The organism is Methylogaea oryzae, from assembly GCF_019669985.1.
GTDB classification, from domain to species: Bacteria; Pseudomonadota; Gammaproteobacteria; order Methylococcales; family Methylococcaceae; genus Methylogaea; species Methylogaea oryzae.
The window spans coordinates 1,575,821-1,590,839 of record NZ_AP019782.1 but is presented as its reverse complement, the minus strand read 5'-3'; the positions used below and the strand labels follow the sequence as shown (position 1 = coordinate 1,590,839).

Annotated in this window: 16 protein-coding genes; 4 read left to right on the top strand and 12 right to left on the bottom strand. The window is 62.5% G+C overall.

The window, feature by feature from the left end; translation table 11 throughout:
- Nucleotides 1-4 precede the first annotated feature (4 nt).
- Both K5607_RS07400 and K5607_RS07395 read right to left on the bottom strand, forming a co-directional pair.
- A complete protein-coding gene (locus K5607_RS07400; protein ID WP_054773401.1) occupies nucleotides 5-535 on the bottom strand; it encodes a thermonuclease family protein in 531 nt (176 codons plus the stop codon).
- Nucleotides 536-646: 111 nt separating this feature from the next.
- Nucleotides 647-1,879, bottom strand: a complete 1,233-nt coding sequence (locus K5607_RS07395) for a response regulator (protein ID WP_221048674.1) — start codon at nucleotides 1,877-1,879, stop codon at nucleotides 647-649.
- 535 nt (nucleotides 1,880-2,414) lie between these two features.
- On the opposite strand from K5607_RS07395, the gene K5607_RS07390 reads away from it, so the two are divergent.
- Together K5607_RS07390 and K5607_RS07385 are read left to right on the top strand one after the other, a co-directional pair.
- Nucleotides 2,415-3,578: an SGNH/GDSL hydrolase family protein gene (locus tag K5607_RS07390; RefSeq protein WP_221048673.1), complete on the top strand. Its 1,164-nt coding sequence runs from the start codon at nucleotides 2,415-2,417 to the stop codon at nucleotides 3,576-3,578.
- Nucleotides 3,579-3,601: 23 nt separating this feature from the next.
- Nucleotides 3,602-4,225, top strand: coding sequence for a glutathione S-transferase family protein (locus K5607_RS07385; RefSeq protein ID WP_221048672.1), 624 nt, complete (start codon nucleotides 3,602-3,604; stop codon nucleotides 4,223-4,225).
- 50 nt (nucleotides 4,226-4,275) lie between these two features.
- On the opposite strand, the gene K5607_RS07380 is transcribed toward K5607_RS07385, so the two are convergent.
- The 3 genes from K5607_RS07380 to K5607_RS07370 all read right to left on the bottom strand — a co-directional run bounded on the left by K5607_RS07380 (nucleotide 4,276) and on the right by K5607_RS07370 (nucleotide 6,196).
- Nucleotides 4,276-4,674 (bottom strand): TraR/DksA family transcriptional regulator, encoded by a 399-nt coding sequence (locus tag K5607_RS07380; protein ID WP_054773407.1) that lies wholly within the window; start codon nucleotides 4,672-4,674, stop codon nucleotides 4,276-4,278.
- A 228-nt stretch (nucleotides 4,675-4,902) separates the two neighbouring features.
- Nucleotides 4,903-5,772 carry a hypothetical protein gene (locus tag K5607_RS07375; RefSeq protein ID WP_221048671.1) on the bottom strand — a complete coding sequence of 290 codons (870 nt, stop codon included), beginning with the start codon at nucleotides 5,770-5,772 and terminating at the stop codon, nucleotides 4,903-4,905.
- Between the two features lie 166 nt (nucleotides 5,773-5,938).
- A complete protein-coding gene (locus K5607_RS07370; protein WP_221048670.1) occupies nucleotides 5,939-6,196 on the bottom strand; it encodes a hypothetical protein in 258 nt (85 codons plus the stop codon).
- On the opposite strand from K5607_RS07370, the gene K5607_RS07365 reads away from it, so the two are divergent.
- Entirely contained in the window at nucleotides 6,195-7,787 is a 1,593-nt protein-coding gene (locus K5607_RS07365; protein WP_221048669.1) for a hypothetical protein, read from the top strand. The two genes, K5607_RS07370 and K5607_RS07365, sit on opposite strands and share 2 nt — an antisense overlap.
- A gap of 73 nt (nucleotides 7,788-7,860) precedes the next feature.
- Entirely contained in the window at nucleotides 7,861-8,379 is a 519-nt protein-coding gene (locus tag K5607_RS07360; RefSeq protein ID WP_054773989.1) for a Smr/MutS family protein, read from the top strand.
- Between the two features lie 37 nt (nucleotides 8,380-8,416).
- Here the strand turns inward: K5607_RS07360 and truD are convergent, their stop codons facing one another.
- The 7 genes from truD to pyrG form a co-directional block, all read right to left on the bottom strand.
- The gene (gene truD / locus K5607_RS07355) at nucleotides 8,417-9,430 is read right to left on the bottom strand and encodes a tRNA pseudouridine(13) synthase TruD (RefSeq protein ID WP_221048668.1); all 1,014 of its coding nucleotides are present in this window, start codon (nucleotides 9,428-9,430) and stop codon (nucleotides 8,417-8,419) included.
- Nucleotides 9,427-9,906: a 2-C-methyl-D-erythritol 2,4-cyclodiphosphate synthase gene (gene ispF / locus K5607_RS07350; protein ID WP_054773988.1), complete on the bottom strand. Its 480-nt coding sequence runs from the start codon at nucleotides 9,904-9,906 to the stop codon at nucleotides 9,427-9,429. Before ispF ends, truD begins: the two co-directional genes overlap by 4 nt.
- Nucleotides 9,907-10,007: 101 nt before the next feature.
- Nucleotides 10,008-10,703 carry a 2-C-methyl-D-erythritol 4-phosphate cytidylyltransferase gene (ispD, locus tag K5607_RS07345; RefSeq protein ID WP_221048667.1) on the bottom strand — a complete coding sequence of 232 codons (696 nt, stop codon included), beginning with the start codon at nucleotides 10,701-10,703 and terminating at the stop codon, nucleotides 10,008-10,010.
- 65 nt (nucleotides 10,704-10,768) lie between these two features.
- Entirely contained in the window at nucleotides 10,769-11,140 is a 372-nt protein-coding gene (gene ftsB, locus K5607_RS07340) for a cell division protein FtsB (protein WP_082411605.1), read from the bottom strand.
- Between the two features lie 57 nt (nucleotides 11,141-11,197).
- Complete coding sequence (gene eno, locus K5607_RS07335; RefSeq protein ID WP_221048666.1) at nucleotides 11,198-12,484, bottom strand: phosphopyruvate hydratase; 1,287 nt, start codon at nucleotides 12,482-12,484, stop codon at nucleotides 11,198-11,200.
- Nucleotides 12,485-12,520: 36 nt separating this feature from the next.
- On the bottom strand, nucleotides 12,521-13,354 hold the full coding sequence (gene kdsA / locus K5607_RS07330; protein ID WP_221048665.1) for a 3-deoxy-8-phosphooctulonate synthase: 834 nt from the start codon (nucleotides 13,352-13,354) through the stop codon (nucleotides 12,521-12,523).
- Nucleotide 13,355: 1 nt separating this feature from the next.
- A complete protein-coding gene (gene pyrG / locus K5607_RS07325) occupies nucleotides 13,356-15,002 on the bottom strand; it encodes a CTP synthase (protein ID WP_221048664.1) in 1,647 nt (548 codons plus the stop codon).
- Nucleotides 15,003-15,019 lie beyond the last annotated feature (17 nt).

The window sequence follows — 15,019 nt, the reverse complement described above, 5'->3', positions numbered from 1 at the left end:
ACACCTAGTTGCCGCCCAACTCGTCCTCATATTCCGCCCCGGGCTTGATAATGACGCTCGACGGTTTTGCGCTATGCCTGAACTTCCACGGCGAGGTGGGATCCGATTGCGCCCACAGGCCGGTCTTGGCGTCCCTGGCGGTCCGCTCGGCGGCGAAGTAGGAGGGATCCTTGGCGTACTGGGGATAGACCCAAGCCATGCCGCGCTTTACCTGTTCCAGGTTGGCATCGAGGTTGTCGACGTGGACCACGCCGATCAAGCGCCCGTACTGGTCCGTCTTCTCGACCGCCACTTGCACGCCTTTTCCATAGACGAGGTCGGACAACGATTGCTTGGAGCGTTGACCGAACGCTTGGGACGTTTCCGGCGCGTCGATTTGCGCCAGCCTGACTCTCGCTTGGCGGTCGCCTTGGGCGGTAACGATAATCAGCGTATCGCCATCGAGAATCTTGATCGCTTTACCGCTTAAAGACGAATCGGCGCCCGCCGGCACGGCCGACGCCAGCGACAACGCAAATAAAACCCACCGCGACATGATGCCCCTCCTCAGCCTAAAGCGTAGTTTTTGCGCCGCCGATAGGCCTGGCAGGGCGCGACGTGAAACGAAGGGCTCAAGCCGTGGAACGCACTCGCAATGATCCGCGCCTTAAGCGCCGAGGACATAACGGCTGCCTTCTCGCGGGCAAATGCAGACGACGCTGCTCTTCAAGTTTGCCAAATGCCACTCGGCTTGAGCCAGCTTACGGTCAATCGCCGCGTCGTCCTGGGCGGGATCGTGATGGAACAAGTGGAGCGCGCGCACGTTGGCGGCGTGAGCCAGGTGCGCCACTTCGCGAGTGCAGGAGTGTCCCCAGCCCATCTTGTCGGGATATTCTTCATCCAAATAGGTGCAATCGGTAATCAATATATCGGCATCGCGTATGAATTCGACCAACCCCTCGTTATATTCGGCGTTGTAATAGGCGTTATCCGCCGGATACAGTTCGTTGTCGGTTACATAACAAACGGAATAGCCATTATAGTTGACGCGATACCCCAAACACGCCCCCGGATGGTTCAGCAATATGCTTTTGACCTCGAAAGCGCCTATATTGATCGTTTCCTCGCGTATATCCCGGAAGTAAACCCGTGCGGCGAATTCGCGCACCGTTACCGGAAAATAAACGTCGTCCATCTGGGCCGAAACGATTTCGCCGAAACTCGTGTGACCGTGGGCCGGTCCAATGATTTCGATCTCGTTACCCTTGACGTACAAGGGGGTGAAAAACGGAATGGCGTTGATGTGGTCCCAATGGGGATGGGAAATCAGCAGCTTGGCGGTAACTCTCGACTTGGATTGGGCCATCAGATGATTGGCCAGCATGGTGATACCCGTGCCCGCGTCGAAAATGAGCAAAGGCTCGTTGTCCACCGCCAGCGAAACGCACGGTGTATTACCGCCGTAACCCAGCATTTTTTCGCTGGGCACGGGCAACGTTCCGCGCACGCCCCAGTAGGCCAGTTCGGCCTTTTTGGAGACCAGAGACATGACTTCCTGCAGGAATCTTTCCGGATCGGACAGTAATTCTTGCTTGACCAGAAAACCGTCCGCCCCTACCGACTTCGCTCTTCGTTTGTCGAAATCGTAAGACTTGGCCGACAGAACGATAATCTTCGTTCGATCCAACTGCGGATGCTTGCGGAACCGCACGCACAGTTCAAAACCGTCGATGTGCGGCATCATGAGGTCCAGCAAGACGGCGTCCGGCTGAAACGCGAGCACCGCCTCTTCCGCGCCCTGGGGAGTCAAAGCCGATTGCACCTCGTGTCCGGCGGCCTGAAGCACGGTGGTGGTGATGGCGGTGGTGGTTTTGCTATCGTCGATGACAAAAAAACGCAAGCGACTTCTCCGGTAACAACGCGAGTCCGTGGATTGGAAGATATAGCGTAACGTAGTTGGCCAGTTCTAGCGAAGCCGCGCGCGGGACCTCTGGCCAAAGCCATGGAGCAACAGTCGGCGATTCGCCGCGAGGACATTGTGCGAACCTGCACCGAACCCCATGCCTCCGTATCCGTAAGCCGCGAGGGGCGACGGCTACCGGCAAACGACGGCGCCGCAGGAATACGCGCTTTGGTCCGGCATCGAATGGCTCGTTGTAAAATTCCAGGCCGCGTTCGCATCCTGGCGAAGGACGCTTGACAACAGAAGGGAAGATGCGGAAATTCGTCAGCCGATGGTCGACTGTCAGCCGGCGCAGGAGCGTGGCCGGCCACGGCGAGATCGCCATACCGTAACCGCGTTCTAAGGCTTGTCCTTTAGCATGGCGCCGGTCGTCGCCCATGCGGCGTCCGACCCGCCGACAGGACGCGCAGCGACATGCCGTACGGGTTCCCAACATCCGACCGGCCATGCATAACAGGGAGGAAAACTGTCGATGACCAAAAAAAACCCGATCGCCATTTCTGAAGCCAGATTAGCCATTTTAATTTACGCCCTGGCGGCCGGTATTTTATTTGCCGGATTCTTCGTCGGCCGATACACGGCGCTGGCCTATTATAAAAAACAAATCAAATCCATCACCAGCGCCTACACATTAGGCCATCAGCTGAAAAACAAAAAAAACGGCGACGAACAAATCGCCGAGGTTCTTCCGGCCTACTATCCGGAGAGCCGCGACGCGGAAGCCATCAACAGCTATTCATGGTCGCCGCCCAACATGCCTACGCCCTTTGTCGGCAGCGCGCCCGTGCCGGGCGAACAAGACAACGCCGCGATCAACAAGCTGCAATTCCGCAGTAAAAAAGAAGTCGTTACGCCCAAGCCCAGCGGGGTCTACCGCATATTTCTCACCGGTGGCTCAACCGCTTACAGCAGCGGAGCGCCCAGCGAAGACCGAACGATAGGCGCTTATCTCGAACGGAAGCTAAACGAAAAGCTGGGGCAAAACGGAAAAACGGTCGAGGTTTTCACCGTGGCCAACCCCGCCTGGTCTTCGACCCATGAACGCACCGCCATCACGAATCTGCTGTCGGACCTCGAACCCGACTTAGTGATTTCGCTGACCGGCAACAACGACGTGCACTGGTCCTTCGAAGGCGCAAATATTTTGTGGTACCGCGCGCCGCAGGAGGCCAATCAATTCCATTTCTACCAACACCTGGTGGAGCAAACCACGGGGGAAGCGTTAAAGGACAACTTACCCGAACCGTCCGGCCCGATCGATCCGAACATTGTCGTCGCGCGAACGCTGAGAAACGTCGAGCTGAGCAAGTTCAGCCTAGGCGAAACACCGTATGTATACGTGCTTCAACCGACATTGGCCGCCACGTCGAAACCGTTGACGGCGAGAGAGCTCAAGATATTAACGAAACGGGCGGACGCGGCGAAACAAAACTACTTTAAAACCTGTTACAAAAAAATCGCCGAAACGCTCGCCGCCGTGAAAAAAGTTAAATTCATCGACCTAAAAGATGCCTTTCTCGACCACGCCAACGATGAGATATTTCTGGACTCCTATCATTTCGGCGATCTCGGCAACGAAATCATTGCGACTGAAATCGCCAAAGCGGTAGTCGACGATATATCGTCGCGCCTTTAATCAAACGCCATCGGGAGCGCATCATGAAACTGTATTACCATCCTTTATCCCCCTTCGCCCGCAAGGTATTCATCGTCGCGGAGCAGCTCGGCGTCAAGCTAGAAACCCAAATGGTGGATCTTTTGGCCGGCGGGGGACAAACGCCCGACTTTTTGCGGCTGAACCCGCAGGGCAAGGTTCCGACGTTGGTCGACGGCGATTTTTCCCTGTGGGAATCCAACGCCATTGTGCAATATCTGGCGGAAAAGGCGCCGGCCTCGTCGTTATTGCCGAACGATGCTCGCAGCCGCGCCGACATCCTGCGTTGGCAATTTTGGGAGTCTTCCAGTTGGGCGCCGGCCTGCATGGTTTTCGTCTACGAGCGTTTGCTCAAGCCGAAAATGGGCCAGGGCGAAATCGATCCGGGGAAACTGAAAAGAGGCGAAGAAAAATTCCGCCCTCTCGCCAAAATGCTGGACGATCATTTGTCGACCCATGCTTGGCTGGTGGGCGACGGACTAACCCTGGCGGATCTCTCCGTCGCACCGATACTGATGTATGCCGAGGCCGCCGCCTATCCCATGGAGGGATATCCCCATTTGGCCGGCTGGTTCGGAAAAATCCAGCAACTGCCGGCGTGGCTGGCTACCGCCCAGCCCCCCGCTTAGGACGTCCAGCGTAGCCGTCCGGTGTTCGGTGCCTAGACCGAGGGCACCGCTTACATCGTCGAACGCTTGTCGTGCATATGGGTGCGGTCGTGGGCTTCTTGGCAGACGATGCAACGGCGGGCGGTGGGATAAGCCTCCAAACGCGCCAGGGCGATGGGTTCGGCGCAATCGCTGCATTCGCCGTATCCGCCTTCGGCGATGCGCAGCAACGCCGCGTCGATATCGCGGATTTCCTGGACCTGGCGGGTGATCGAGGCAAGCTCGATATCCACCAGCAAATCGGCCAAGGCTTCATCGCCGGTGTCGTGCACGCGGCCGGCCAAGTCGCTGTACTGCTCTTGGTCCGCGCGAAGCAGGTCCGCGCTGATCTCCCGGCGCAGCTCCAAGTAACGCTGTTTCAGCCGGTTGTTGAACGCATTGATCTGTTGCTCGTTCAGTTGAACGGTCATTGGGTTTTTCCTTCGGATTGAATTGGCGAAACCGCCATAGGATAACCTTCCCCGTCGCCGCGCCGGCAATCGGACGCGGATCCCGAGGGGGTAGCGCGCAAGCGAGTGCCATGTGAAAGCCCCCGGGCGCGCATGAACGGCGTAGGGAGCTGCGTTGCACTGCAACGCAGCTCGTCGATCCCCGTCGGGAGACTCCTTCGCCGGAAGTCCCCGGATCGGGCGGAAAGCCTAGTTTCCAGTACCGGCGGCAACCGGCTTAGCCGGAGCCGGGGGAACGGCAGCGGGAGCCGACGGAGCCGGGGCCGCGCCGACCGCCGGTTTGGCCGCAGGAGCCGCAGGAGCCGGAACTGCCGGTGCGGCCGCTGCGGGCTGGGCCGCCGGGGTTGCGGCTGCAGGCGCGGCGGCGGCCGGAGGCGCTACCGGCGCTTCTGCCGGTTCAGGAGCCTTGGCGGCCTCCGGCTCGGCGTGGACATGGGATGCGGACGCGCTGGCCTCCAGCGTCACGGTCACGGAGTAGCCGGCGTTGTCCTTGAAGGCCACCGGCTGCGTCCCGCCGTTCTTCAAAGCAATGTCCGTGATACCGGCTCCCAGGTCGCCATGGTACAAGCACCATTGGCCCGGATTGGACAGGGCCTCCACGTACTCCAGATTAACCGGCGCCACGGCCGGAGCGACGCCCGCCAACAACACCAGCGGCATTTCCAGTTTTTTGCCGCAGGGCGCCTTCAACGCCACATGGCCGCGCACGCTGCTGAACGGCGTGATGTCCGCCAATAACTTGAAGTCGCCCGCCGCAAGCGTTCCGCTGAGGCCGATGCTTTCCGTGGTCACAAAAGTCGACGACGGGGCGGCCGGCTTGGCCGGAGCCGCTGCGGGAGCCGCAGCTTTGGCGGGTGCTGGTGCGGGGGCCGGTGCCGGTGCGGCCGCCTGTTGTGCCGGCGGCGGCACAACCGCAGGGGCGGGAGCGGAAGGAGCAGCCGGTGCGGCGGGCGGCGTAACGGCAGGGGCGGCCGGCTGAACCGCTTGAGCGGTTCCCATCACGGCCGTGCCCGCCACGGCGAACAGCGCGACGTACCTGGAATATTTTTTCAACGGCATAACTCCTCCTTTGGAGTTTTGTGACAATGAATTTGGAATGCGACAGCACCGAGCAGAACCCGGCATCCACCACACCGTCCGGCTTAAAATGGCGCGGCACGGTGTAAGCAGTATCTAGTCCAGGCTGCGGCAATTGTCAAACCGCTCCAGTACCAGTATCGTGCCGCTAGCCACACTCAGGAGCCATCCATTTGAACGCGATTCGAATCTCCGCGGCGACGCCGCCGGCCCCCAGCACCGACGGCTTAACCGTCCCGGCCTCCAGCGGCGCATCGCGGCGCGGAGCGGGGCTGCTGGCCTTGTTATGCCTCGCCGGCTTCTCGCCGCTTGCGTTCAGCGACGCGGCGCCCTGCGTGGAATCCCCGACCGCGGCCATTTGGGTTTCGCCGCGCGTCCCGGCGGTCGACCAGCCGGTGAAAATCATGGTGGTGTCTACCGATGCGCCCTTGCAAGGCTTGTCGGTAAAAGGCCCTGACGGCGCCGCCATACCGGTCAGCGCCGTCAGTCGGGGCGGGCCGCCCTGGAGCGTGAGCGCCGTGGTCGAACCCGGCCGCAACGGCGGCTATCGGCTGGAAGCGGTGCGGAACGGCGCCGGCGTGTCCTGCCGCACGGTGCAGGTGGGCGGTGCCGCGCAAGCCCGCCCCGTCGACGGCTGGAATCGCGACGCCGAAGCGTTTTACTCCGCCTGGATCGAGCAGTTGTTCGACGCGCCCCTGGAGGAAAACATGAGTTTCCCCTCCCTGGAACCGGTATTGCGCAACCCCGAACGTAACTTCCTGCACGATCACCTCGCCGCCGGGGAGGACGGCAAGTTCCCCGCCACGCCGGATTGCGCCGACCTGCCCTATTTCCTGCGCACCTATTTCGCTTGGAAAATCGGCCTGCCGGTAAGCTTCCGTCGATGCAGCCGCGGCTCGGCCAACAGTCCGCCCCGCTGCGAAGCGCCCAGCAAAATCGACGCCTTCCTGCATGGTCCGGCGCCCTTGGGCGCGTTTAAAGCGGCCCTGGTTCAAGTCAACAACGGCGTGCATTCCGGCAGCGCCCGCACCGGCCTGAAGGACGATGCCACGGATCTGTACCCCCTGCCCCTGAAACGGGACGCCCTGTGGCCCGGCACGGTCTATGCCGATCCCTACGGCCATACCTTGATGATCGCCCGATGGGTTCCGCAGATCGCCGGCCAAAGCGGCCTGCTTCTGGCGGTGGACGCCCAACCCGACAACTCCGTGGCGCGCAAGCGCTTCTGGGAAGGCACGTTCCTGTTCGCCGACGACGTGGCCGGCGCCGGCCCCGGCTTCAAGGCGTTCCGCCCCGCGCCCACCGCCCGCAACGCCGATTTGGCGGACTTGCCGCTGCGCCCTTATTCCGATGAGCAGGGTGAAATCAGCCGAGAGGAGTTTTACGCCCGCATGGGCAAGCTCATCAACCCGAACGGCCTGGATCCCCGCCAAGCCTACAGCGCGATGCTGGACGCCCTGGTCGAACAGTTGAACACGCGCGTCGTCTCCGTCGAAACCGGCGAGCGTTATATGCAAAGCCATCCCGGCACCGTGGCCGAAATGCCCCAGGGCGCGGCCATCTTCGAAACCATCGGCCCGTGGGAGGATTACTCCACGCCGTCCCGCGACATGCGGCTGATCATCGCCATGAACGTCCTCGAAGCCTTGCCGGAGCAAATCGTGCGGCACCCCGACCTGTTCGTGCTGAACGGACGGTCGCCGCAGGAAATGAAAAACGAAATGACCCAACTGCATGCCCAGCGCATCCAGGAACGCGAATTCACCTACACCCGCAGCGACGGCAGCCCTTGGCCGTTGAGCGTGGCGGAGGTGTTCGCGCGCAAAGCGGCGTTCGAAATGTCCTACAACCCCAACGACTGCGCCGAACTACGCTGGGGCGCTCAGCCGGGCACGCCGGAATACTCCACCTGCCGCCGCCATGCCCCGGCCGCGCAAAAAGCGCGCATGGAGCAATACCGGCCCTGGTTCCGCGACGCCAAGCGGCCCTCGCGTTAGAGACAGCGCCGTCCAGCTGCGGGACGCGCTCCCCCTTTCCACCGACACAGCCGGCGTTGAGCCGGCTTCGACCATGATCGACGACGACGATACACAACTCTTCCGCCGCACCGTCGGCCCGGTCAAACGGCTGACCCACGACCGGGCCGCCGCTCCCGCCAAGCGCCCCAAGCCGGTGCCGCGCGAGCACGACGCCATTCACACCGAATTGCAGGATCAATTGAGCGACGGCGGCGAACCGCTGGCGTTGGGGGATCTGCTGGAATTCCAACGTCCCGGCGTGCAGCACCGCCTTATGCTGCGGCTACGCCAAGGGCGCCTGGCGGTGGAGGGAGAACTGGATCTGCACGGCCAAACCGCCGAGCAGGCACGAATGCGGTTGCCGCAATTCCTTGCCCAAGCGCAAGCCGCCGGCCTGCGCTGCGTCTGCATCGTGCACGGCAAAGGCTACCGCTCGCCGGATCAACGCCCGGTACTGAAAAGCCTGCTCAACAACTGGCTGCCCCAATGCCCGCAGGTGCTGGCCTATTGCTCGGCCCTGCCGAAGGACGGCGGCACCGGGGCGGTTTACGTGCTGTTGCGCGGCGGCTGACGACGGCAAGACATACGGCGGCCTCAACCCGCCGTCGTCATTCGCAGGCCAAGATCTCCCGCACGACGGTGGTAGCGTATGCGCCCGCCGGCAGGAAAAACTCCAGCCACAAGGTATCGCCCTCGCGTTCCCAGCCCAAGCGCTCCGCCATCAGGCGATAAGGCCGCCGCCCCATTTCCACGTCATGGGTCAACAGGCCGTCGCACAGGTCGGCGTGTTGCGCGGCGATCGTCTGCTCCAGCGCCAACGCGGCGCCGGCCGCCGGCGACTCGCCCTTGCCCCACAACGGACCGGAGGGATGGATTTCACCGGACGCCAGACGTTCGACGATATCGGGAGTCAGTTCCGGCGCGGCAAAAAAACTGTGGCCGCGGCCGAACATGAACACGTCGCCGGGCAGGCCCTGATTCCAGGTGCCGTCCGCGACGCGCCGGGCCAGGATTTCGTTGAACAGGAAAGAGCGCACCGCGGACAAATACAGGCCGGTAAGATGGCGCTCCGGCCTGGGGCCGTCGCCGGCGAACCAGCGGCGCGCCGCCTCGACGTTGTCGCCGTCGCGGCCGAAGCGCTGCTCGCCGAAATAATTGGGTACGCCCTGGCTGGCCACCTGCTTGAGGCGCTCCAGCAAAACGTCTTCGTCCACTTCTCCCAAGCGCACGCCGAGCCGGAAGCGGTTGCCGGTCAAGGCGCCCTTGGGCAGCTTGCGGCGATGGCGCTCCGCCCGCAGCACCCGCACCGAGTCGCTGTTGAAAGCCTGCCAGTCGGGATCGGCCTTGCCCGGCAACTGCACGGTGAACCATTGACGGGTGACGGCGTGGCGATCCTTCAGGCCGGCGTAGCCGACGGAACGTGGCGGCACGTTGGCAAAGCGGGCCAGTTGCTTAGCCACCCACTCGGTGTTCTCGCCGCGCTTTTCCACCCACAGCATGACGTGCTCGCCCTGCCCCTCCGGCTCGAAACCGAGCACTTCCTCCACCTGGAACTCTTCCGGCACGGCGCGAATGACGCCATGGCCGGCCGGGCCGCCGTGGGCATATGGCAACGAGGTCACGGCCGCGCCAGCAGGGCCACGGCCATGGAGGAAATGCCCTCGCCGCGCCCCTCGAAGCCCATGCCTTCGGTGGTGGTGGCTTTGACGTTGACGGCGTCCACGTCCAACCCCAGGTCGGCGGCGATGTATTCGCGCATCTGCGGAATGTGCGGCGCCATTTTCGGCGCCTGGGCAATGATGGTCACGTCCACGTTGACCGCCTTGTAGCCTTTTTCCTGTACCTTGCCATACACATGGCGCAGCAGGATGCGGCTGTCCACGCCCTTGTACTGGGCGTCGGTGTCGGGGAAGTGCTTGCCGATGTCGCCCAGGGTGGCGGCGCCCAGCAGTGCGTCGCACAGGGCGTGCAGCGCCACGTCGCCGTCGGAGTGGGCGGCCAGGGATTTGCTGTAGGGAATCTTGACGCCGCCGATGATGATGGCGTCGCCGTCGGTGAAGCGGTGGGCGTCATAGCCTTGGCCGACTCGAATGTTCATAGCGCTGCTTGCTCCAGATAAAAGCAGGTAGGACGGGTTAGGCGTCAGCCGTAACCCGCCGAAATTCGCGCAAAGGCGGGTTACGCAAATGCTAACCCGCCCTACGACAGTTGTTTCAGGTAAAACTCCGCCAACGGCAAATCCTCCGGGCGGGTGATTTTCAGGTTGTCGGGACGGCCTTCGACGATTTTCGGCCGCCGGCCTTGCAGTTCCAGAGCGCTGGCTTCGTCGGTCACCACCGAGCCCTTGGCCGCCGCATCGCGCAACGCGTCGCGCAGGGCGCCGTAACGGAACATCTGCGGCGTCAGCGCGCGCCAGATGGCGCTGCGGTCGACGGTTTCGCTGATGCTGCCGTCGCTTACCCGCTTCAGCGTGTCGGCCACCGGCAAGGCCAGGATACCGCCCACGGCGTCGTCCTTCAGCGCATCGATGAGCTTGTGCACGTCGGCCGCGGCGATGCACGGCCGCGCCGCGTCGTGCACCAGCACCCAGTCCTCCTCGCCGGCCCGATCCTGCAGGTAATCCAACGCATTTAGCACCGAATCGGCGCGTTCCTTGCCGCCGGGAGCGGTATGAACCAAGGGATGGCGGGAGATGGCGAGTTCCGGCCAATAAGGATCTTCCGGGCTGATGGCCACGGCGACGCCGGCCCATATTTCGGCGGCCAGCAGGTGTTCGAGGGTGTGTTCGATGACCGTCTTGCCGGCCAGGGGGAGGTACTGTTTGGGGCGATCCGCCGCCATGCGCTTGCCGACACCGGCGGCGGGGACGATACCCCAGAACGTGTGTGTTGCCATATAGGGGCCATGAGGCAGGGGTTAGGACCAGGCACCGAGTGTTGTCTTTCCCTGGTCCCCACCAATCAATCTTCCGACGGCAAATCCAGCTTGTTCGTCGGCGGTTTGAGTTCGCGCTCCATGCGATCCTCGCGTGTCGGGGGAGGCGGCGGCCGTTGCTTGGCTTTGGCGTCGATGACCTGGATGAAGATCTCGTCCGTTTTGATCATGCCCAAATCCTGGCGGGCGCGTTCTTCCACGGCGTCCAGACCTTCCTTCAGGTCCACCACGTCGGCGTCCAGTTCCTGGTTGCGCTCACGCAGCTTGGCCGCCTCGGCCATCATGTCGTCGCGACGCAGCTTCAGCCGCCGCACCTCGGGAATATTGCCGTCGCCCAGCCACAGCCGATACTGCAACAGCGCCAACAGCACCAGCAGTATCGCGTTGATCGCTTTCACCCTTCGTCCTCTTCAGGAAACCCAGGAAAGCCCGGCTTGGCGACGGCTTAGCCGCTGTTACTTGATGTAGCGGCCGAACACCGACTTGCCGGCGTAACGGGCCTTGCCGCCCAGTTCCGCTTCGATCTTCAGCAAGCGGTTGTACTTGGCGACGCGGTCGGAACGGCTCAGGGAACCGGTCTTGATCTGGCCGGTGGAAGCGCCTACCGCCAAGTCAGCGATGGTGGTGTCTTCCGTTTCGCCGGAGCGGTGCGACATCACCGTGGTGTAGCCGGCGGCCTGAGCCATGCGGATGGCTTCCAGGGTTTCCGTCAGGGTGCCGATCTGGTTCACCTTGATGAGGATGGAGTTGGCGATGCCCTTGTCGATGCCTTCCTTGAGGATGGCCGGGTTGGTGACGAACAGATCGTCGCCCACCAGCTGCACGCGGTTGCCCAGCTTTTCGGTCTTCAGCTTCCAGCCGTCCCAGTCGTTTTCGGCCAGGCCGTCTTCGATGGTGATGATGGGGTACTTGTCCACCCAGGCGCTCAGGTAGTCGATGAATTCAGCGGAGCTGAACTTGCGGTTTTCCGACTCCAGGTGGTACACGCCGTCCTGGTAGAACTCGGAGCTGGCCACGTCCAGGCCCAGGAAGATGTCCACGCCCGGCTTGTAGCCGGCTTTTTCGATGGCGGTCAGGATGACGCTGATGGCTTCCTCGTTGGAGGACAGGTTCGGCGCGAAGCCGCCTTCGTCGCCCACGGTGGTGGCCAGGCCCTTGTCGGACAGCACTTTCTTCAGGCTGTGGAACACTTCCGTGCCGTAGCGGATGGCTTCGGCGAAAGTGGGAGCGCCCACCGGCAGGATCATGAATTCCTGCATATCGACGCTGTTGTCGGCGTGGGCGCCGCCGTTGATGATGTTCATCATCGGCACCGGCAGGATCAGGTCACCGCCCTGGTGGATGTTGGCGTACAGCGGCTTGCCAGCAGCCTGCGCAGCGGCGTGGGCGTTGGCCAGGGACACGGCCAACAGGGCGTTGGCGCCCAAGCGGGCCTTGTTGTGGGTGCCGTCCAGTTCCAGCATCTTGCGGTCCAGGGCGGTCTGGTCGGCGGAATCCATGCCCACCACAGCGGACTTGATGTCCGTCACCACGTTGTTGACGGCCTTCAGCACGCCCTTGCCCAGGTAACGGGCCTTGTCGCCGTCGCGCAGCTCGATGGCTTCGCGGGAACCGGTGGAGGCGCCGGACGGCACCATGGCGGAACCGACGATGCCGGAATCCAGGATCACTTCCGCGGCCACCGTGGGGTTGCCACGGGAATCCAGTACTTCGCGCGCTTGAATGTCGGCAATTTTCGCCATGCTCATAACTCCTGTGTTTGGTGTTTGATGGAGGGATTAAAGGGTGGTTTCAATGAACGGGCTGGACTTGACCGCCTGGTCGATAGCGACCAGCGTCTCCAGCAAGGCTTTCATGCGCTGCAGTGGCCAGGAATTGGGACCGTCGCTCAAGGCCTTTTCCGGATTGGGGTGGGTTTCCATGAAGAGGCCGGCGATGCCCGCCGCCACCGCCGCCCGCGCCAGCACCGGCACGTGTTCGCGCTGGCCGCCAGAGCAGGAGCCCTGCCCGCCCGGCAACTGCACGGAATGGGTGGCGTCGAACACCACCGGGCAGCCGGTGTCGCGCATCACCGCCAGGGAGCGCATATCGGACACCAGGTTGTTGTAGCCAAAGCTGACGCCGCGCTCGCACACCATGATCTGCTGGTTGCCGGTGGCGCGGGCCTTGTCCACCACGTTCTTCATGTCCCAGGGCGCCAGGAACTGGCCCTTCTTGATGTTGACCGGCTTGCCGGTGGCGGCCACGGCCTGGATGAAATTGGTCTGGCGGCACAGGAAAGCGGGGGTTTGCAGCACGTCCACCACGGCGGCCACCTCGTCGAACGGAGTGTCCTCATGCACGTCGGTGAGCACCGGCACGCCGACGGTCTGGCGCACCGTCTCCAGGATTTTCAGCCCGGTTTCCAGTCCCAGGCCGCGGAAGCTGGATTGGGAAGAACGGTTGGCCTTGTCGAACGACGCCTTGAAGATGTAGTGGATGCCCAGTTCCTGGGCGACTTCCTTCATGGTGCCGGCGACTTCCAGGCACAGCGCCTCGCTTTCTACCACGCAAGGTCCGGCGATGAGAAACAGCCGCTGGTCCAAGCCGACGGGAAAACCGCATAGATTCATATCAATCTTTCTCCGAACCGGCCGTGGCGTTGCGATGGGCCACCGCGCCGTTGACGAAACCGGTGAACAGGGCATGGCCGCCGCGCGGCGTGGAAGTGAACTCGGGATGGAATTGGCAGGCGATGAACCAGGGGTGATCAGGAATTTCCACCACTTCCACCAAGCGACCGTCCAGGGATTTGCCGGAAATGCGCATGCCGGCGTCTTCCAGGGCTTTCAAATAGCGGTTGTTGAACTCGTAGCGATGGCGGTGGCGTTCGGTGATCACGTCCTTGCCGTACAGTTCGCGCGCCCGGGAGTTCTCGATCAAGCGGCATTTCTGGCCGCCCAGGCGCATAGTGCCGCCCAGATCGGAGTCGTGGCTGCGGGTTTCCACCTGGCCGTCTTCGCTCTGCCATTCGGTAATCAAGGCGATCACCGGATGCGGCGTGGCTTGCAGGAATTCGGTGCTGTGCGCGCCTTCCAAGCCGGCCACGTTGCGGGCGAACTCGATCACCGCCACTTGCATGCCCAGGCAAATGCCCAGGTAGGGAATTTTGTGCTCGCGGGCGTATTTCACCGTGGCGATTTTGCCTTCCACGCCGCGCTCGCCGAACCCGCCGGGCACCAGGATGGCGTCCACGTTCTGCAACGGACCGGTGCCTTTATCCTCGATTTCCTCCGAGTCGATGTAGAGGATGCGCACCTTGGTGCCGGTATGGATGCCGGCGTGAATCAAGGCCTCGGCGATGGACTTGTAGGCGTCGGAATGGTTGACGTATTTGCCCACCATGGCGATGGTGGCTTCCTGGGTGGGATGTTCCAGGGCGTCGAGAACCTTGCGCCATTCGCTCAAATCCGCCGGCGGCACGTCCAACCGCAGTTTTTTGACGACGATTTCGTCCAATCCCTGCTCGTGCAGCATCATGGGGATGCGGTAAATGGTGTCCGCGTCGGCGGCGGAAATCACCGCCTCAACCTTGACGTTGGTGAACAGGGCGATTTTTTGGCGCTCGCTCTGCGGCAACGGCCGGTCGGTGCGGCAGATCAGCACGTCGGGCTGGACGCCGATGGTGCGCAGTTCCTTCACCGAATGCTGGGTCGGCTTGGTTTTCAACTCGCCGGCGGTGGCGATGTACGGCACCAGGGTCAAATGGATGAACAGGCTCTTGTCGTCGCCCAGCTCCACCCGCATCTGGCGGATGGCTTCCAGGAACGGCAGGGACTCGATATCGCCCACCGTGCCGCCGACTTCCACCAGGGCCACGTCGCAGCCGTCGGCGCTGAGGCGGATCAGCCGCTGGATTTCGTCGGTGATATGGGGAATCACCTGCACCGTGGCGCCCAGGTATTCGCCGCGCCGTTCCTTGCGGATGACGTTCTCGTACACCTGGCCGGTGGTGAAGTTGTTGGTCTTGCGCATGGTGGTGCGCACGAAACGCTCGTAGTGCCCCAGGTCCAAGTCGGTTTCCGCGCCGTCCTCGGTGACGAACACCTCGCCGTGCTGGAACGGGCTCATGGTGCCCGGATCGACGTTGATATAGGGATCCAGCTTGGTGAGCGTGACCTTGAGGCCGCGAGCTTCCAGGATCGCCGCCAGGGACGATGCGGCGATGCCTTTACCCAACGAGGATACGACACCGCCGGTGATGAATATGTATTTGGTCATGGAATGATCGAAAGAGT